Consider the following 16,005-nt stretch of genomic DNA (forward strand, 5'->3'; position numbering starts at 1 on the left):
CCCAGGCCACGACTTGGGCGGCGGGGCCAGCGGGAATTTAGACGCCCACACTGCCACATAATTCCCCACCCCTATACTGCCGCGCATGGAACTTGCCATCGTCGGCGTCGGAAAACTGGGCCTGGCCCTGCTGGAAGGGGTGACGGCACGCGGCGGCATCGCGCCCGCGCAGATCGGTTTGATCGACGCGAACACCGCCCGCGTGCAGGACATCGCCGCGCGCACCGGGGCGCGGGTGATCGCCCCGGCGGACCTGGGACAGGCGCAGCGCATCCTGATCAGCCTGCAACCGCGCGTGTTTCCCGAAACCAGCGAATGGCTGGCGCAGGAGAACGCCGGATACATCAGCACCATGGCCGGGGTCAGCGTGGCGAGCCTGGCGCGGCGGCTGGGCACGCAGCGGGTGGTGCGGGTGATGCCCAATCTGGCGGCCACCATCGGGCTGTCGCAGACGGCCATCACCGGGCCGCGCGAGGCCGCGGACGCGGGCGATCTGGCCTTCGCGCACCACCTGTTCGGCTCGGTGGGCGACGCCTATGACCTGCCCGAACACCTGTTCAACGCCTTTACCGGCATGAGCGCCTCTGGCCCCGCCTACGCCGCCGTGGTGGCCGAGGCGCTGGCCGACGGCGGCGTCCGCATGGGCCTGCCGCGCGTGCTGGCCAACGAACTGGCCGCCAAACTGCTGGTGGCCAGCGGCGAACTGCTGCAGCGCCGTGCCCACCCCGGCATGCTCAAGGATGAGGTGGCCTCGCCGGGCGGCACCACCATTGCCGGGCTGGCGGCCCTGGAAGCGGCGGGCGTGCGCGGCGGACTGATGCACGCGGTGATCGAGGCCACCCGCCGCAGCACGGAACTGGGGCTGGATCAGGAGTAAGGCCGGAACCAGACGGGAGACAGACCGGCACAGGCCGGTGTCCGTCAGAAGGCTGTCACGGCCCGCACCCTAGGCTGCGCCAGAGATGCCTGCCGAACCGACATTCATGTTCCGCCGCCGCCTGCCCGCGCTGGGCGCTGTGCTGCTGCTGGGCAATCTGGCCGGGGCCGCCGCACAGGGCCGGGCCTATCCAGAGTATTACCCCCACAAATCCGGCACCCACTGGACCTACAGCAACGGCGAGACGCAGGTGGTGGGACCCGCCGTGACGCACCGGGGTGTGCGGGTGGTGCCGGTCAGCCACCAGTTCGGCGGCAAAACCTTCACGCAGGACCTGCTGGAATACCGCGCCGACGGCAGCGTGTGGCTGCGCGGCGTCAACACGGGCGGACGGCTGGGCTGGTACGCCGCGCCGCTCAACATCTACCCGCCCGCCCCGCTGACGCCCGGCCAGCGCTGGACCAGCGCCAGCGGCAACATGACCGTCAGCAGCGCCGTGACCGGCGTGGCAACCATTGAAACCAGTGGGCGCCGGTACAACGCCCTGAGCATCCGCACCGAGACCAGCGCGGGCGGGCGCGTCAGCGTGCAGACCGCGTATTTCGTGCCGGGCCTGGGTGTCGTGCGTTTTGAAACGGCGGACGGAAGCCGGGTCAACCTGCTGCGCTAGGACATGCCGGCCCGCGCCCCCTGCGCCGGAGAGCCCGCCAGTGCGATACTTCCGGCATGGATGTTCTCGAATTGTACCGGCAGGCCGGGGCCTACCACGAGGGGCACTTTCTGCTCGCCAGTGGCCGCCACAGCCCCAAATTCCTGCAAAGCACCACTGTGCTGCAATACCCGCACCTGACCGGGCAGATCGCTGCCGCCATGGCCGGGAAACTCACGGAGGCGGGCGTGCAGGCCAGCCTCCTGATCGGTCCCGCGATGGGCGGCGTGGTCCTGGCCTACGAGGTGGCGCGGCACTTCGGCGGGGAGGACGTCCGCGCCATCTTCGCCGAGAAGGACGGGCAGGGCGGCATGAAAATCCGGGAGGCCTTCACGGTGGCACCGGGCGAGGCCTTTATTGCCGTGGAAGACGTGCTGACCACCGGAGGCAGCGTGCTGAAAGCCGTGCGCGCCGCCGAGGCCGCCGGGGGCAGGTGCGCGGCCATCGCGTGCATCGTGGACCGCCGCGCCGAGGGCGGCCCGCTGGCCGGTTATCCGCTGGTGTCGCTGAGCCGTCTGGTGTTTGACACCTACCCGCCGGGTGAGGTGCCGGAGTGGCTGGCGCAGCTTCCCATGCAGGAGATCTAGAGCGCCGGTCTGAAACCGGACCGGGGCAGTTCAGACCAGCGCAGGCAGTAGGCCAGCTTCAGACCTGGGTGACGTGGCCGCTGGGCGCGGCGGGCAGCGGGACCGGGACCGGGGCCGCCAGCAACTCGCGCAGCAGCGGGGCGAAGGCCGCCGTGTCGTTCACGCAGCCCAGATGGCCCTGCTCAGAGGCGAATTCCAGGTGCGTATGGTCCACGCCCGCCGCCGCCGAGGCCTGCGCGAAGGCCCGCATCTCGGCGGCGGGGAAGAACTGGTCCACCGCGACGTTCACGGTCAGCAGCCGCAGCCCGCATCCGGCCCAGCGCGCGAACAGGTCAGCGTGTGGGGCCACTTCCGCCAGACGGTGGGTGCCCACCAGCCGGGCAATATCCAGAATGTGCGCCAGACTGGCCGTGCCCGAGCGGGACGACAGGTAGGTGTTGAACTCGCCGCCGCGAAATGTCGCCTCCAGCCCGTCGGCCCCCAGACCAAAAAAGGTGATCAGACGCAGCGCCCCGTCCAGATTGTCCTGTGCAGCCACGTGCCCCAGCAGCGGCGCAAAGGCGTCCCGCAGCGCCGGCCCGACATGCGGACTGGCCGCCACCGCCGCCACGCGTGGGGCCAGCTCAGGGGTTCGGGCGGCCCACTGCAGGGCCTGCAGCCCACCCAGGCTGGGGCCAGCCACCGCGTGCCAGCGCTGCACCCCCAGCGCCCACATCAGCTCGCGCTGCATGGCGTGCAGGTCGCCAAAGTCCCAGCACGGAAAGCGCTCGCCCCACCGCTGACCGTCCGGGTGCGGGGTGTCCGGCCCGGTGGTCACGATGCCGGGATCCAGCGCCTGCACGTTGGAGGGGGTGTTCAGACAGATCACGAAGTAGCGGTCCGTGTCCAGCGGCCGCCCCGGCCCAATCAGGTCCGCCCACCAGCCGGGGGTGCCGTCCGGGCCATGGCCCGCCGCGCGCATGGTGCCGGTGTAGTAGTGACATACCAGCACGGCGTTGTCCCGCGCCTCATTCAGGGTGCCCCACGACTGCGCCCCCAGCCGCAGCGGCACCGCCACGCCCGCCAACATCGCCTGGAGCGAGAAGATCCACTCTCCCGGCCCGCCTCTCCTCTCCAGCCGTGCGTCCCGCAGCGTCTCGCTCATCACGGCTGAGGGTAGGCGCGGGGCGTTACGCGGCGGTCACACCGGCCCCCCGCTGCGGCAGGGTCCAGTCAGGTCATGCAGCCGCAGCAGCCCTTATTCCAGGCCCACATTTCAGGAGCGCAGTCCCGGCCCCACACCCCCCATAATGGCTTCCGGATGCGCCGCTTCCACCTTCCTCCCATTCCGGCGCTGCTGCTGTCGATGCTGAGCATTCAGGCGGGCGCGGCCTACGCCAAGACGCTGTTTCCGCTGATTGGGCCACTGGGCGCCACCGGCCTGCGCGTGGGGCTGGCCGCCGCCATCCTGATGCTGATTTTCCGGCCCAACCTGCGGCGCCTGACCCGCAACGACTGGCAGGCCGTGGTGCCCTACGGCGCAGTGCTGGGCCTGATGAACCTCACGTACTACCTGTCACTGGAGCGGCTGCCGCTGGCGATTGCCGTGACGCTGGAATTCATCGGGCCGCTGCTGCTGGCGGCGGCGCTGTCGCGGCGGGCGCTGGATTTTGCCTGGGTCATTCTGGCTGGTCTGGGCATCGTGCTGATCAGCCCGCAGGGCAACGGCAGCGGCCCGCTGGACCCCATCGGCGTCACGCTGGCGCTGGTGGCGGGGGCTTTCTGGGCCGCGTACATCCTGCTGGGCGGCGCGGTGGGGCGGCGGCTGCCCGGCACCACGGGCGTGGCGGTGGGCATGCTGGTGGCCGCCGCCGTGTGCGTGCCGTTCGGGGTGGCGCAGGCCGGAACGGCGCTGCTGGACCCCGCCGTGCTGCTCACCGGGCTGGGCGTGGCCGCGCTGTCCAGCGCTCTGCCCTACAGTCTGGAAATGCGCGCCCTGCGGCTGGTGCCTCCGCGCGTCTTCGGCGTGATGATGAGCGTCGAGCCGGCCATGGGCGCCGTGTGCGGCCTGCTGTTCCTGGGCGAGCGGCTGGCCGGCCTGCAATGGGTGGCGATTGCCTGCGTGATCCTGGCCAGTGCGGGCATCAACCTGACCACGCCGCGCCCGCCGCCCATGGTGGAGCCGGTGAACTAGCTTCAGCCACGCGCGGCGGCCCCATGGCCATCCGGCCGCCGCGCCGCGAACAGCACCCGCGTGAAGGCGTAGTACACCCGCCCGCCGGGAAACGCGTCCGTCAACCGCCGAAGGTACGCCGCCTCGAAACGCCGTCCGGTCTCCGCGTCCAGCCGCGAGAGGTAGGGCACCAGCGCCGTGCCGCGCGTCCAGTCCAGCAGGCCCGCCGCGCCGTCCAGCACCACCGGGTAGACCCTGCTGAGCGCCGTGATGTCAGCCGCCCCCAGGGCGTCCAGCGTCTCGGCGTAGGCGGCCGGCGTCAGCACCGGCGAGGCCCCATGCGCCGGCCCGAAGCGCGTGAACCCGCCCAGTTCGGTGCGGAAGTCGTCTGCCGTGGCCGAGAGCAGGCGGTGGGAGGCGTGATCGTGGTTGGCCGGCACCTGCACCGCCAGCACGCCGCCGGGACGGAGATTCGACCACAGCCGCGCCAGCAGCGCCGGGTGGTCCGGCAGCCACTGCAGCGCCGCGTTGGAATAGATCAGATCGTAGCCGCCGTCCAGATCCAGAATGCTGCCTTCCTGAAAACGCAGGTTGGGCAGGCGGTGGTCCCGCGCCCGCCCCAGCATTTCCGGGCTGCTGTCCAGGCCCAGCACGCGCGCTGTGGGAAAACGGGCCGCGAGCCCCACGGTCTGCTCGCCCGTGCCGCAGCCCAGATCGACAATCTCGCGGTAGGCCTGCTGCGGCACCATCGCCTGAAGATCGCGTGCGGGAGCGCTGCGGGCCTCGTTGAACCGGTGGTACTGGTCAGGATTCCAGGTCATGCCCTGAGCTTAAATCCGGGGATTTTCAGAGTGTGCGTACTCGAGTAGTGACATGCGCCAAGAGTCGAAACCGGTCCCCAGCGGCAGGTTCAGCGCGCGCTGCGCCGGGAGGATGCCCGCCCGCCGGGGCCTCCTCCCCAGGACCGCGGGCCGGATGCTCTAGACTTCCCGGCAATGTTGGCAATCATCGGCGCGATGGACGAAGAAATCGAATTGTTGCTGGGCGATCTGACGGGCCGTCAGGAGCTGTCCTACCCGGGTGCGACGCTGTACCGCGGCCAGCTGGACGGCACGGAGATCCTGCTCACGCGCGGCGGCATCGGCAAGGTCAATGCGGCGCTGACCACCGCGCACCTGCTGGCGGCGGGCGCGACGCGCATCATCTTTACCGGCGTGGCCGGTGGGGTTCACCCGGACCTGCAGGTGGGCGACATCGTGGTCAGCACCGACTGCGTGCAGCACGACGTGGACGTCACGGCGCTGGGCTACCCGCTGGGCACCGTGCCGGGCGAGGCTGCTGCCTGGGCCGCCGACGAGACGCTGCGGGCCGCCGCCGTGCAGGCCGCGCAGGAGGTGGACGGCGTGCGCGTCATCGAGGGCCGCATTGCGAGCGGGGACCAGTTCATCGCCTCACCGGAAGCAGTGCGGCGCCTGCAAACCACGTTTGACGCTGCCTGCGCCGAGATGGAGGGCGCGGCGGTGGCCCAGGTCTGCGCCAAGGCGAGCGTGCCCTTCGTGATTATTCGCAGCGTCAGCGACACGGCGGACGGCAGCGCCGGGGTGGACTACCGCGAGTTCATGCCCAGGGTGGCCCGCCACGCCAAGGCCGTGGTGCGCGGCATGCTGGTGCGGCTGACCGCCCCTGACGGCCATGACCGCCACTGAAGCCTCCCTGACGGCCCGGCTCTCCGCCCCGGTGCGCTTTGTGCTGGGGCTGGGCCTGCTGGTGGCGTTTGCGGCTGCCGGTCAGGCGCTGGTGACCGTCACGCGGCTGCCGCTGCCGGGTTCGGTGGTGGGGCTGGCGCTGCTGTGGGCCGCGCTGGGGCTTCGGGTGGTGCGCCTGCACTGGATCGCAGGCGCCGCCGACGGCCTGCTGGGCATCCTGGGGCTGCTGTTCGTGCCGGCCACCGTGGGCTTTATCGGGTTCCTGTCTGCCGGGGCCAACTGGGGGCTGTGGCTGCTGGTCATGACGGCGGGCCTGCTGCTGGGCGGCGGCGTGGCCGGGGTGCTGGCCTCGCGTCTCGTCCGGCCTGGGCAGGACGGGGCACAGGCGTAGCGTGCCCTGGATCGCGCTGACGTTAATTGCTTTCGCCCTGGGCGTGGTGTTGCAGCTGCGGGTGCGCTCGCCGCTGGCCAATCCCACGCTGGTGGCCACGCTGATCGTGGCCGGGGTGCTTCTTGTCGGCGGCATTCCGCACGCCCGCTACCTGGAGGAGGTCAGGCCGCTGACCGCGCTACTGGCCCCGGCCATCGTGGCGCTGGCGGTGCCGATGTACCGGCTGCGGGCGCTGCTGGCCAGGCAGTGGCGCTCGCTGGTGATCGGCGGCCTGAGCGGTACGCTGGTGGGCGTGGGGGCCGACGTGCTGTTCTCGCGCGTGCTGGGGCTGAGCGGTGAGGCCCAGCGCTCGCTGCTGACCGCCCCTGCCACCAGTCCGGTGGCGCTGCAACTCGCGCAGTTTACCGGCGCGCCGCCCGCGCTGGCCGCCACGCTGGCGGTGCTGTCGGGGCTGGTGGGAGCATTGATCCTGCCAGGCTTCCTGACATTGATCGGCGTGAAGCATCCGCTGGCGCGTGGGCTGGCGATTGGCGCGGTGGCCCACGGCGTCGGGACCGCCCGCGCCCGCGAGGAGGGTGAACTGACCGGGGCGGCCAGTTCGATTGGCATGGGGCTGGCCGCCCTGCTGGTGACCGTGGTGGTGGCGGGCGTCAGCCGGGGCTAAGGGGCTCCTGCCCGGAAAAGAAGGCCTCAAAGTTGTCGAGAACGGTGGGCGCATCGGTCAGCACGCTCCCGACAGGGGTCACGGGATCGCCTGCCCGCACCTCACCCTCCTGTAGAACGCGGGCGTACATGCCGGGCCGACCCGCGTCACGAAAACGCCTCACAAAACCGGGATCGCCCATGCGCTCGGCCAGGGTCACGCAGGGAATACGGGCAAAGGTGACCTCCAGTAGCGCGCTGCCCACCCGAAACTGCTGGCCCAGCCGCACGGAGGCGGACTGAAGGTCAGAGAACAGCAGGTTCTCCCCGAAGGTGCCCGGCGCCAGTTGCCGGCCAAGCCGGGCGGACCAGAACCTGTAATCCGGCCCGGTGTAGATGTAGACGGCCTGATCGGGACCGCCGTGGTTTTCGGTGTCCAGGATGTGATCGCCGCTTAACCCCAGACGTCCGATGAACACGGCACCAGCCACGGGCCGCTTGTGGATGCCAGTCCAGCCGGATTTGCTCCGCACGGCCTGCGGGGTGCCGACACAGACGCCCAGCAGCTTCATGCCTCTGAGTATGACAGGCCGCCGCGCCCACGGCAGGCCCGAAAGCACCCGGACGATGACTGTCCGGGTGCCCCGCCTGGTTCTCCGTTAGCGGACGGGCTCTGCCGGGCGCCGCGCCGGATCGGCCCGCACAGTGTCGGGATGCTCCATCACGCCAAAACGCGGCAGGGTCCAGCGGTCCAGGCCCCACCATCCGGCCACGCGCCAGCCCAGCACCAGCCACGTCGCCAGGATGAACAGCAGCGGGTTGCTGCTGACCGTGCCGGCCAGCAGGAAATTGGCGTTCAGAAAGCCGCCAAAAAAGGCCGCGATGCCCGTGAACAGCCCCAGAATCAGGGCGACGCCCACCAGCAGTTCGCCGTAGGCCACCAGGTACGAGAAGGCGACCGCGTTGGGCAGGGCCAGATTTTCCACAAACCAGCCGTACCAGCCCGCCACATCCGGGTGATCGCCGCCAGTCTTGACCAGCACTCCGTTCAGAAAACCGGTGACGGCGGCGCCGGCCTTCTCGCCCACCCACACCCCGGCGGGGTTGGTGACCTTGCCCCAGCCTGCGCTGAGCCACTCGTGGCCCACGTACAGGCGCAACAGCAGCCACAGGGGAGCCAGCCGCGGATCGGCGAACAGCAGGCGGGAGATGGCGGGTTCTCTCAGGGTGGCCGGGGCCGGGGCGGTGGGCAGGATGGTCATGGTGGAGCCTCCTGGGCAAGGGGAAGGGAGCAACCGTCTCCCCTGCTGTCTCCGCAGCTTCTGCCCGCCGCATTACGTGGCCCACCGAACCTGCTCGAGTTGACTCCCCACGTCCCAGCCCCGATGCTGGGAAGTCTTATGGCCCGCACCGTCAACCCCATTCAGGACCGCGCCCGGCGCTCGGCGCTGGAACAGGCGGCGTACCTGGCGCTGTACGAGCGCGGGTATGCCGGGGTAACGCTGGCCAACATTGCCGAACACGCCGGGGTCAGTCGGGGCACGCTGGTGTACCACTTCGGCAGCCGCGCCGGGCTGCTCTCGGCGGTGATGCGGCGGTTCACCCGGACCATCACGGTGGCGACGCGGCGGGCGCTGCGGCTGGCCGACACGCCCGATGCCAAGCTGCGCGCCTTCGTGGACAACCAGTTTTACGGCGTCCAGAACACCCGGCGCTTCTACACCGTGTCGCTGGATTTCCTGGCGGCGGCCACCCGTGACCCGGAACTGATGGCCGTGCAGCGCGACTTCCTGCGGCAGACGCTGGACCTGGACCTGGAACTGGCGCGGCTGGCCGGGGAGGACGGCGCACAAACGCGGGCGCGGCAACTGCGGGCGCTGGTCGAAGGCCTGAGCGTACGCTTTCTGGCCGACGCGGCACCCGATCTGGCGGCCTACCGCGCCGACTGCCTGGGGGGCCTGCGGGCGATTCTGGGCTGGGACTAGGCCATCTGGCCGAGGTCAGCGCTGCCGGAAAGCTGTCACGCTACGACATGACCGGAGAACTAGATTCCTACCTTTCCCGTGCCGCGCGGGCGCTGGTGCTGCTCCATGAGGAGAAGATGCGCGAGTTTCTGGAGGTGTGGCGGCAGGCCGAGGCGGCGAACGTCCGCCTCCCCGCCACACCCGACGCCCACTATCAGTCGTTGCAGCACCTGCTGCGGCATGTGCTGCACTCGTCCGGGCAGTACATGGTCAGGATGTGCGCGCATCTGGGGTTGCCCGATCCGCAGGTGGAGGCTGTTCCTGAGATTGGGGACGTGGAGGCGCAGGCGCAGGACTATCTGGACCGTCTGCTGCGCTGGTGGCGCGTGCCGCTGGCCGCCGCCGAGAATGCGGACATGGAACCGGAGAGATACACGCCGGGGATGCACTACTGGATCGACGCCATGCTGGAACACGCGGTAATGCATCCCGTGCGCCACAGTTTTCAGCTGCGGGAGCTGCTGGCGGCTCCGGCATAGGCAAGCTCAGGTCACGGCCAACGCCATCTTCTCCAGCGCCGCCGCGATCTGCCGCGCCCCTTCCAGCAACCGGGGGCCGGGGCGGCCCAGGCCACTTTCGGGAACCGCGATGACCGGAATCCCCAGCCCACGCGCCTCGATCACCTCGGGCCGCAGTTTTTTCGCGCCGCACCACGAACACACGATCAGGTCCGGCTGTGCCTCACGCACCTCGTCCAGCGTCAGGGGGGTACTGCGGCCCGGGCGCGTGGCCAGGGCATTGACCGCCCCCATCCCGGCCAGCAGTTCCGTGACCCACGAGTCGCGCGTGGCCGCGATGATCGGGCGCGGCCACCACTCCACCAGCACGCGCGGAGGGCGGAGAGAGGCGCGGCGCAGGCTGGCGAGGTCCGCTTCAAGTTGCGCTGCCACCTCCTGCCCCCGGCGCTCCAGCCCGATGGTCTTCCCGATCAGCCGGATGTCATCCAGGGTGCCGGCCACCGTAACCGGATCGAGGATCAAAGTCGGCAGGCCGCGAGCGTGCAGACCGTCCACGACGCGCTGCATGCCCGGCACGCTGAGGCTGGCGAGGACCAGATCAGGCCGGGTCTGCGCCACGGCGTCCAGATCAATGTCGAGGTCCGGCCCCACCCGGACAGCACGTTCCAGGCCCGGCGCGTCGCTGTGCGAGTCGGCGGCCACCACCCAGTCCGCCGCGCCCAGCGCCGCCAGAATGTCCGAATTGCTGGACACCAGGGAGGCCAGCCGTAAAGGGGAAGAGGGGCCGCAATCCATGCAGGACAGTCTAGCGACGCGGCGGCGCGGAGCAGGGCCATCATGACGCCTTCACGGTTGTGTCTTTCGGCATTTTCCGCGCGTGCAGCGCGGTCAAAAGCCCCCTGACCGTGTGGTAACCTGTGGGTCATGAAGAACACGTTCGCCGTCACCATCACGCTGCTGTTGGCCCTGACGCTGGCTGGCTCGGTTGCGGGTTACCGCATGGCCACCACCCCGCACCACGCAGAAGCCCATGACGAGACCAACGCCGTCTCTGAAGAAGCCCCCAGCGCCAACGTCGCCGCCACAGGTGCGGCGGGTGCCCCCGGCGCACTGGGCGACGTGAAGCCCGATCAGGCCGGCGGCACCACCAGCGGACCCGAGGGGGCCGTGGCCCGGCCGGGCGGCGACATGAGTGGCAACGGCGCGCCCAGCGGCGACACCGAGCAGGCCCAGGCCGGCACACCCAGCACCCCAGACACCACCAGCAACGAGCAGGCCGCCACCGGTAACCCGCCGGCCGCCACCGCCGTGGCCGGAGAGACCCAGGGTGACGCCTCGGCAGGCCAGGAGCTGTACGTCAGCAACTGCTCCGGCTGTCACGGCGCGGACGGTGGCGGCGGCATTGGCCCCAGCCTGAAACTGGCCAACGGTCCCAAGTCGTGGACGGTCACCCAGTTTAATACCGTGCTGCGCGAGGGCAAGCTGCCCGACGGCGAGGAACTGGGCGCCATCATGCCCCGCTTCACGGAGACCCAGCTGACCGACGCCGATATCGCCAATGTCTTTGCCTACGTCAAGACCTTCTGACCCTCCACTGCTGCTCCGCCGGCCTGCCCACGCGGCAGGCTTTTTTGATGGCGGTGGCCTGCCGGGAACCCTCGCGCGCCGGGCCGCGTAGTTTAAGGGTATGGCTCCCCTCAACATTCCCTTTCTGAACAAGGATTCCAACCTGCCCGGCGGCATGACCCACCCGACCTGGGTTGTGCTGGACGTCACCGGACCGTATCCGGAGCGCAACCCCAGCAACCCGATTGCCGCGCTGCTCAGCCGCACCGAGACGCTGGAGGCGCTGGAAGCCCGCATCGACAAGCTGGGCAACGCCGAGTGGCTGCACGGCGTGCTCGTGAAGATCTCCGAATTCACGGCCTCCCCCGCCGCCGCACACGCGGTCCGGGGCATGCTGGGACGGCTGGCAACCAATAAGCGTGTAGTGGCCTACCTGCCTCAGCTGACCATGACCGCCCTGATCGCCGCCAGCGGCGCGAAGGAGATTGCCGCGCCCGAATCGGCGGACGTGCTGCTGGGCGGCTTCGGGCTGGAGCAGACCTATCTGGGCGAGTTCCTCAAGAAGCACGGCATCGAGTTCGAGAACCTGAGAATCCGCGAGTACAAGGCCGCGCTGACCCGCTTCTCTCAGGACCACATGGACGACGCCAACCGCGAGCAGCTTCAGGCCTACATCGACGGTCTGGAAGCCGCCTGGGCCGATGATCTGGCAGCGGCGCGTGGCGTGGAGCGCGGGGTGGCTGCCGCGTGGCTGGCCGGCGACCTGACCAGCGCGCAGGGGGCGCTGGACGCCGGCCTGATCACCAAGGTGGCCTACGAGGACGAACTCGTCGGTCCCGGTACCCGTCCGCTGGCCGCCGTGATTGACCTGCTGATGCCGCGCAAATTCGGCAGCCCGAAGGCAGGTAAGGTGGCGATTGTGCCGGTGATCGGCACCATCGTGACGGGCAAGAGCCGCAACAACGCGCTGCCCCTGCCACTCCTGGGCGGCCCGATGGCCGGATCGGACACGGTGGTGGCGGCGCTCAAGCGGGCAAAAGAGGACAAGGACACCCGCGCCATCGTCCTGTACGTCAACAGCGGCGGCGGCAGCGCGCTGGCCTCGGACCTGATGTGGCGCGAGGTCTCCACCAGCGAAAAGCCGGTGGTGGTGGTTATGGGCGAGTACGCGGCCAGCGGCGGGTACTACGTCGCCACGCACGCCAGACACATCGTCGCCTCGCCGTACACCCTGACCGGCAGCATCGGCGTGGTGAGCGGCAAGCCGATCCTGCAGGAATTCAATGCCCGCCAGGGCCTCAATCCCGAACGGGTGGGCCGCGACCGCGCCCTGATGTACAGCGCCAGCCGCCCCTACAACGACGACGAACGCCAGCACGTCGAGCGCGGCATTCTGGAGGTTTACGAGCGCTTCACCTCCAGGGTGGCCGAGGGCCGCAAGATGAGCAGGGACCAAGTCAATGCCCTGGGGCGCGGGCGCATCTGGAGCGGCCACGACGCGCTGGAACGCGGGCTGGTGGACGAGCTGGGTGACCTGCGCACCGGCATCGAGCGCGCCTGCGAATTCGCCGGGCTGCCCTACGACGCCCCGGTGTACACCGCCACCCCCAGGAACGCCGGACCCCTGCCCGAATTCGTGCAGGAGGCTGGCCGCGCCGCTCAGATCAACGTCTGGCCCTTTGGCCGCGAACGGGTGCTAACGTGGTTCGATCAGGAAGTGAAGGTGCGCTGAGATCCAAACCTGATCAGACCACCAGAACGCCCCTCTCCCGTCATGGACGAGGGGCGTTCTGGTGATTGGAACGGCGCTCAGCTTTTCAGGATGGCGTGCAGTTCCTTGTAGATGGCCCGGCTCTCTTCCAGCGTCTCGCCGTAGCCGCGCATCAGGATGCGGGCGGCCTCTCCCCCCCGGCCCGCCGCCTTGAGCTGGTCCAGCAGGTCATCGATGTGGTTGCGGGCCTTTTCCATCTGCGGGTCGCGCGGCGGCTCCGGCGGCAGCGGCGCGGCGGCGGGCGGGCCAGGCAGCGGCGTCACGTCCTCCAGATCCGAGGTGTTGGGTCCGTCCTCGGCGTCGTATTCCACCCAGGGAATCTCCCCGGCGGGGGCCACGCCGAAACTGCGGGCCGCGTCGGCCAGCGCGGCCCATTTGGCGTCGTTCAGGGTGTGGCCGCCCGACAGGCCCTCGCGGGTCACGCCCAGCAGGGTCAGGCGGGCGCGGACCACCGGGGGCTGCACGCTGTCGCAGGCCCAGGCCAGCGCCCACTGCGGGTCGGCCGCCTCCAGGTGCAGGGCCAGCTGATCCAGGTCCGGAACGGGAATGACGCGCGCCTGGTCCCCCCGTACTTCCAGGGTGGCCCAGGCGCTCATGCTGGCGCGGAGGGCTTCGCGCACGCGGTCAAATTCAGGCATGTCCGGAAGTCTAAAGGGCCGGGGGGCCAAAAGTCTAAGGAGGGGTTTGGCGTTTGTTGGCGGCGTGGAGTTGCCGCTCCCCCAGCCGATTTCCGGGCCAGCTAAGTTCCGGGCGTCAGTGTCAGCGTCCGCACGCGGCCCCAGTCTGCCGCGTCGGTGCTCATGGGCAGGTACTGGCCCTCTATCCACATGGGCTGCTGATCGCTGACGTGGTCGCCCAGCGGGTTGCCGCCCTGGCCCAGGCTGCCGATGAACACGCTGCTGTTCATGTCGCTCAGGTCAATGATCTGGCGGTAGCTGGCGCCGTGGGTCTGCCGGAAAGTGCCCTGCTCAGGGCGGGCGACGTTCACGGTGTTGGTCCCGCCGCTGGTGGGCGCACTGTGGTTGAACAGCCACGCCAGCGCCGTCACGTCGCCGAAAGCGCGGTGGTTGCTGGCCACCTGATGCAGTCGGCCGTAGGTCCAGTCCGCCGGATCGGCCCCCAGGCGGGCGCTCAGGTCGTCGGCCGCGCGCCCGAGGCTGGCGCGCAGCTCGGCAGCGCAGTTCTGAATCTGGGCAGCCACGTTGCGGCACAGTTCGCCGTCGGACTGGAGCTGTTTCAGGACGCTCAGGCTATTGAGGGTGGCGGCGTTGCCCAGCTCATCCTGGGCCATCTTCTGCAGCTGCATCAGCCACGCCTCGAAGACGGTGGGGGCCACGGCGTCGGCCCGCATGTTGCCGTCCCACCCGCGCAGCAGCTCCAGCGCCTGCCGGCTGAGCTCGCCGTCAGGCTGCGTGGCCAGCAGCGCGTCCTTCATGTCCTGCCACACCAGGCTGACGGTATCGAGCTGCACCGCCTTCACGTCCTGCACGGTCAGGCCGTCGGGCTTGGCGGTCAGCAGGTCGGTGATGCGCGCGGCGCGGTACGGCTCGGCCCAGTTGCGCTCGTTGCCCAGGCTGTAGGCGTAGCTGTCCGGCACGACCTTGTTGTTGGCCGTGACCACCAGGCCGTCGGCGGGGTTGTAGGTGTGCGGCAGGCCCTCGAAGGGAATGAACCCGGTCCATTCGCGGCTGCCATCGCCGCTGACCGGCAGGCTGCCGTCCCAGCCGTCGCGCAGCGGCACCCGGCCCGGCGCGTAGTAGCCGGTGTTGCCGTCCACGTCGGCGTAGACGAAGTTCTGGCTGGGGGCCACGTAGCGGGTCAGGGCCGCCTTGAAGTCGTCCCAGTTCTGGGCGTAGTTCAGCCCCAGAAAGGCATCCATGGTGGTGTCGCCGGGTTGCAGGGCGGTCCAGCGCAGGGCCACGCGCGGCCCCACGTCGGACGCGCCCGCGTCGCTGACCACCGGGCCGTGTCGGCTCTCGCGTACAGTCAGGGTCACGTCGTCGCCGCCCTTGACCTTAATAATTTCCTGGCGCTGGGTGAACGAAGCGTCGGCGGGTTCAATGTACAGGTCCTGCACGTCGGGGTTGGTGTTGGTCACGCCCCAGGCCACGCGCTCGTTGCGCCCGATCACGATGGCGGGAAGGCCCGGAATGCTGGCCCCGATGGCCTTCAGGGTTGGACCCTGGAGATCGGCCAGATACCACAGCATCGGGCTGGTCAGCGCCAGATGCGGATCGTCGGCCAGGATCGGCTTGCCGCTGGCAGTGCGGCTGCCGCCGATCACCCAGTCGTTGCTGCCCTTGCCCGGAACCGCCTGCAAGCCCAGCTCGCGGGCGGCGTTCAGATGGGCCTGCAGGGCGTCGATGGCCGACTCCGGCAGCGTGGCGGTGTCCAAGCCGGCCCCCGGCTGCGTCCCCGTCTTCGCCAGCTCATCGCCGCTGAGGATGGTGGGGCCGTCCGCTGGGTAGGGGGCGGTGACCTCGTCCAGCCCCTGCTGTCCCAGGCGCTGCATGACGCGGGTGTTCAGCACCTCGTCCTCCATGTTGCCGCCCAGGTCATAGGCCATCAGCTTGCTCCAGGACACGCTGTCCACCTCCTTCCAGGGTTCAGGCGTGTAGCCCAGGATGCGGAATTCAGGCGCCACCTGGCCCTGCGCCATCGCGGCGTTCACGCCCGCCGTGTAGGCCTGCACCAGACGGCGGGCCTGCTCCGAGAGGGCGGGCAGCACCGTTTCGGCGGCCTTCTGAAAGCCCCAGGTCCGCAGAAATTTATCCTGGGCCAGCGCGGGTGCGCCCAGCACCTCGGACAGGCGGCCCGCCACCACGCGGCGCTGGAAGTCCATCTGCCACGCGCGGTCCTGCCAGTGCACGTAGCCCAGCGCGAACACGGCGTCCTCGTCGGTCTGCGCGCGGATGTGCGGCACGCCCCACCTGTCACGGGTGACGGTGGCCGGACCGCTCAGACCGCCCAGGGTGACCTCACCGCTTACCTGCGGCGTGGACGTGGCCCTGGCCCACAACACCACGCCCAGTACCGCCACCAGCACGATCAGCAACAACCACAGCAGCCCCCTCCCTATTCCCTTTAACGCATGCCCCACCGATCCACGTCGTGCCATTGAG

18 protein-coding genes are annotated in these 16,005 nt (G+C 69.8%); 11 read left to right on the top strand and 7 right to left on the bottom strand.

From position 1 onward, the window contains the following. Nucleotides 1–85 precede the first annotated feature (85 nt). The 3 genes from proC (at nt 86) to pyrE (ending at nt 2,173) form a co-directional block, all read left to right on the top strand. Nucleotides 86–877 carry a pyrroline-5-carboxylate reductase gene (proC, locus tag IEY31_RS05300; protein ID WP_188969718.1) on the top strand — a complete coding sequence of 264 codons (792 nt, stop codon included), beginning with the start codon at nt 86–88 and terminating at the stop codon, nt 875–877. A gap of 85 nt (nt 878–962) precedes the next feature. Beyond that, nucleotides 963–1,547: a hypothetical protein gene (locus IEY31_RS05305; RefSeq protein ID WP_229723337.1), complete on the top strand. Its 585-nt coding sequence runs from the start codon at nt 963–965 to the stop codon at nt 1,545–1,547. Nucleotides 1,548–1,603: 56 nt separating this feature from the next. Beyond that, on the top strand, nt 1,604–2,173 hold the full coding sequence (gene pyrE / locus IEY31_RS05310; protein ID WP_188969720.1) for an orotate phosphoribosyltransferase: 570 nt from the start codon (nt 1,604–1,606) through the stop codon (nt 2,171–2,173). 58 nt (nt 2,174–2,231) lie between these two features. Here pyrE and IEY31_RS05315 read toward each other — a convergent pair whose 3' ends face one another. Beyond that, entirely contained in the window at nt 2,232–3,317 is a 1,086-nt protein-coding gene (locus tag IEY31_RS05315; RefSeq protein WP_188969722.1) for an alpha/beta fold hydrolase, read from the bottom strand. A gap of 156 nt (nt 3,318–3,473) precedes the next feature. Between IEY31_RS05315 and IEY31_RS05320 the strand changes: the two genes are divergently transcribed. Then, nucleotides 3,474–4,346 carry an EamA family transporter gene (locus tag IEY31_RS05320; protein ID WP_229723338.1) on the top strand — a complete coding sequence of 291 codons (873 nt, stop codon included), beginning with the start codon at nt 3,474–3,476 and terminating at the stop codon, nt 4,344–4,346. Between the two features lie 2 nt (nt 4,347–4,348). Here IEY31_RS05320 and IEY31_RS05325 read toward each other — a convergent pair whose 3' ends face one another. After that, entirely contained in the window at nt 4,349–5,146 is a 798-nt protein-coding gene (locus IEY31_RS05325; RefSeq protein WP_188969724.1) for a methyltransferase domain-containing protein, read from the bottom strand. 174 nt (nt 5,147–5,320) lie between these two features. Here IEY31_RS05325 and IEY31_RS05330 point away from each other — a divergent pair, with 174 nt between their 5' ends. The 3 genes from IEY31_RS05330 to IEY31_RS05340 are packed head-to-tail and all read left to right on the top strand — an operon-like array spanning nt 5,321 to nt 7,086. Beyond that, nucleotides 5,321–6,031, top strand: a complete 711-nt coding sequence (locus IEY31_RS05330) for a 5'-methylthioadenosine/adenosylhomocysteine nucleosidase (protein WP_188969726.1) — start codon at nt 5,321–5,323, stop codon at nt 6,029–6,031. Continuing rightward, nucleotides 6,018–6,422, top strand: a complete 405-nt coding sequence (locus IEY31_RS05335) for a CidA/LrgA family protein (protein ID WP_188969728.1) — start codon at nt 6,018–6,020, stop codon at nt 6,420–6,422. Before IEY31_RS05330 ends, IEY31_RS05335 begins: the two co-directional genes overlap by 14 nt. Nucleotide 6,423: 1 nt before the next feature. Beyond that, nucleotides 6,424–7,086 carry an LrgB family protein gene (locus IEY31_RS05340; RefSeq protein WP_188969730.1) on the top strand — a complete coding sequence of 221 codons (663 nt, stop codon included), beginning with the start codon at nt 6,424–6,426 and terminating at the stop codon, nt 7,084–7,086. On the opposite strand, the gene IEY31_RS05345 is transcribed toward IEY31_RS05340, so the two are convergent. Beyond that, nucleotides 7,073–7,636 carry an MOSC domain-containing protein gene (locus IEY31_RS05345; RefSeq protein WP_188969732.1) on the bottom strand — a complete coding sequence of 188 codons (564 nt, stop codon included), beginning with the start codon at nt 7,634–7,636 and terminating at the stop codon, nt 7,073–7,075. The two genes, IEY31_RS05340 and IEY31_RS05345, sit on opposite strands and share 14 nt — an antisense overlap. An 87-nt stretch (nt 7,637–7,723) precedes the next feature. Further along, nucleotides 7,724–8,326 carry a DoxX family protein gene (locus tag IEY31_RS05350; RefSeq protein ID WP_188969733.1) on the bottom strand — a complete coding sequence of 201 codons (603 nt, stop codon included), beginning with the start codon at nt 8,324–8,326 and terminating at the stop codon, nt 7,724–7,726. A gap of 138 nt (nt 8,327–8,464) precedes the next feature. Here IEY31_RS05350 and IEY31_RS05355 point away from each other — a divergent pair, with 138 nt between their 5' ends. After that, nucleotides 8,465–9,049 carry a TetR family transcriptional regulator C-terminal domain-containing protein gene (locus tag IEY31_RS05355; protein WP_188969735.1) on the top strand — a complete coding sequence of 195 codons (585 nt, stop codon included), beginning with the start codon at nt 8,465–8,467 and terminating at the stop codon, nt 9,047–9,049. 47 nt (nt 9,050–9,096) lie between these two features. Next, complete coding sequence (locus IEY31_RS05360) at nt 9,097–9,567, top strand: hypothetical protein (RefSeq protein WP_188969737.1); 471 nt, start codon at nt 9,097–9,099, stop codon at nt 9,565–9,567. A gap of 6 nt (nt 9,568–9,573) precedes the next feature. Here IEY31_RS05360 and IEY31_RS05365 read toward each other — a convergent pair whose 3' ends face one another. Beyond that, the gene (locus IEY31_RS05365; protein ID WP_188969739.1) at nt 9,574–10,341 is read right to left on the bottom strand and encodes a helical backbone metal receptor; all 768 of its coding nucleotides are present in this window, start codon (nt 10,339–10,341) and stop codon (nt 9,574–9,576) included. Between the two features lie 129 nt (nt 10,342–10,470). On the opposite strand from IEY31_RS05365, the gene IEY31_RS05370 reads away from it, so the two are divergent. Both IEY31_RS05370 and IEY31_RS05375 read left to right on the top strand, forming a co-directional pair. Then, nucleotides 10,471–11,133 carry a c-type cytochrome gene (locus IEY31_RS05370; RefSeq protein WP_188969741.1) on the top strand — a complete coding sequence of 221 codons (663 nt, stop codon included), beginning with the start codon at nt 10,471–10,473 and terminating at the stop codon, nt 11,131–11,133. A 100-nt stretch (nt 11,134–11,233) separates the two neighbouring features. Continuing rightward, a complete protein-coding gene (locus IEY31_RS05375) occupies nt 11,234–12,844 on the top strand; it encodes a S49 family peptidase (RefSeq protein ID WP_188969742.1) in 1,611 nt (536 codons plus the stop codon). Nucleotides 12,845–12,921: 77 nt separating this feature from the next. On the opposite strand, the gene IEY31_RS05380 is transcribed toward IEY31_RS05375, so the two are convergent. Then, nucleotides 12,922–13,521: a single-stranded DNA-binding protein gene (locus IEY31_RS05380; protein WP_188969744.1), complete on the bottom strand. Its 600-nt coding sequence runs from the start codon at nt 13,519–13,521 to the stop codon at nt 12,922–12,924. A gap of 101 nt (nt 13,522–13,622) precedes the next feature. Next, complete coding sequence (locus tag IEY31_RS05385; RefSeq protein WP_188969746.1) at nt 13,623–16,001, bottom strand: penicillin acylase family protein; 2,379 nt, start codon at nt 15,999–16,001, stop codon at nt 13,623–13,625. Between the last annotated feature and the right edge of the window lie 4 nt (nt 16,002–16,005).

It is taken from the genome of Deinococcus aerolatus (assembly GCF_014647055.1).
Taxonomy (GTDB): Bacteria; Deinococcota; Deinococci; order Deinococcales; family Deinococcaceae; genus Deinococcus; species Deinococcus aerolatus.

What these genes read in the sequence shown, in the direction of transcription:
- IEY31_RS05360 (WP_188969737.1), top strand. Translation starts at nt 9,097, where the DNA reads ATGACCGGAGAACTAGATTCCTACCTTTCCCGTGCCGCGCGGGCGCTG.
- IEY31_RS05365 (WP_188969739.1), bottom strand. Translation starts at nt 10,341, where the DNA reads ATGGATTGCGGCCCCTCTTCCCCTTTACGGCTGGCCTCCCTGGTGTCC.
- IEY31_RS05305 (WP_229723337.1), top strand. Translation starts at nt 963, where the DNA reads ATGCCTGCCGAACCGACATTCATGTTCCGCCGCCGCCTGCCCGCGCTG.
- IEY31_RS05335 (WP_188969728.1), top strand. Translation starts at nt 6,018, where the DNA reads ATGACCGCCACTGAAGCCTCCCTGACGGCCCGGCTCTCCGCCCCGGTG.
- IEY31_RS05385 (WP_188969746.1), bottom strand. Translation starts at nt 16,001, where the DNA reads ATGGCACGACGTGGATCGGTGGGGCATGCGTTAAAGGGAATAGGGAGG.
- IEY31_RS05370 (WP_188969741.1), top strand. Translation starts at nt 10,471, where the DNA reads ATGAAGAACACGTTCGCCGTCACCATCACGCTGCTGTTGGCCCTGACG.
- IEY31_RS05330 (WP_188969726.1), top strand. Translation starts at nt 5,321, where the DNA reads ATGTTGGCAATCATCGGCGCGATGGACGAAGAAATCGAATTGTTGCTG.
- proC (WP_188969718.1), top strand. Translation starts at nt 86, where the DNA reads ATGGAACTTGCCATCGTCGGCGTCGGAAAACTGGGCCTGGCCCTGCTG.
- IEY31_RS05355 (WP_188969735.1), top strand. Translation starts at nt 8,465, where the DNA reads ATGGCCCGCACCGTCAACCCCATTCAGGACCGCGCCCGGCGCTCGGCG.
- IEY31_RS05375 (WP_188969742.1), top strand. Translation starts at nt 11,234, where the DNA reads ATGGCTCCCCTCAACATTCCCTTTCTGAACAAGGATTCCAACCTGCCC.
- IEY31_RS05380 (WP_188969744.1), bottom strand. Translation starts at nt 13,521, where the DNA reads ATGCCTGAATTTGACCGCGTGCGCGAAGCCCTCCGCGCCAGCATGAGC.
- IEY31_RS05320 (WP_229723338.1), top strand. Translation starts at nt 3,474, where the DNA reads ATGCGCCGCTTCCACCTTCCTCCCATTCCGGCGCTGCTGCTGTCGATG.
- IEY31_RS05350 (WP_188969733.1), bottom strand. Translation starts at nt 8,326, where the DNA reads ATGACCATCCTGCCCACCGCCCCGGCCCCGGCCACCCTGAGAGAACCC.
- pyrE (WP_188969720.1), top strand. Translation starts at nt 1,604, where the DNA reads ATGGATGTTCTCGAATTGTACCGGCAGGCCGGGGCCTACCACGAGGGG.
- IEY31_RS05315 (WP_188969722.1), bottom strand. Translation starts at nt 3,317, where the DNA reads ATGAGCGAGACGCTGCGGGACGCACGGCTGGAGAGGAGAGGCGGGCCG.
- IEY31_RS05345 (WP_188969732.1), bottom strand. Translation starts at nt 7,636, where the DNA reads ATGAAGCTGCTGGGCGTCTGTGTCGGCACCCCGCAGGCCGTGCGGAGC.
- IEY31_RS05325 (WP_188969724.1), bottom strand. Translation starts at nt 5,146, where the DNA reads ATGACCTGGAATCCTGACCAGTACCACCGGTTCAACGAGGCCCGCAGC.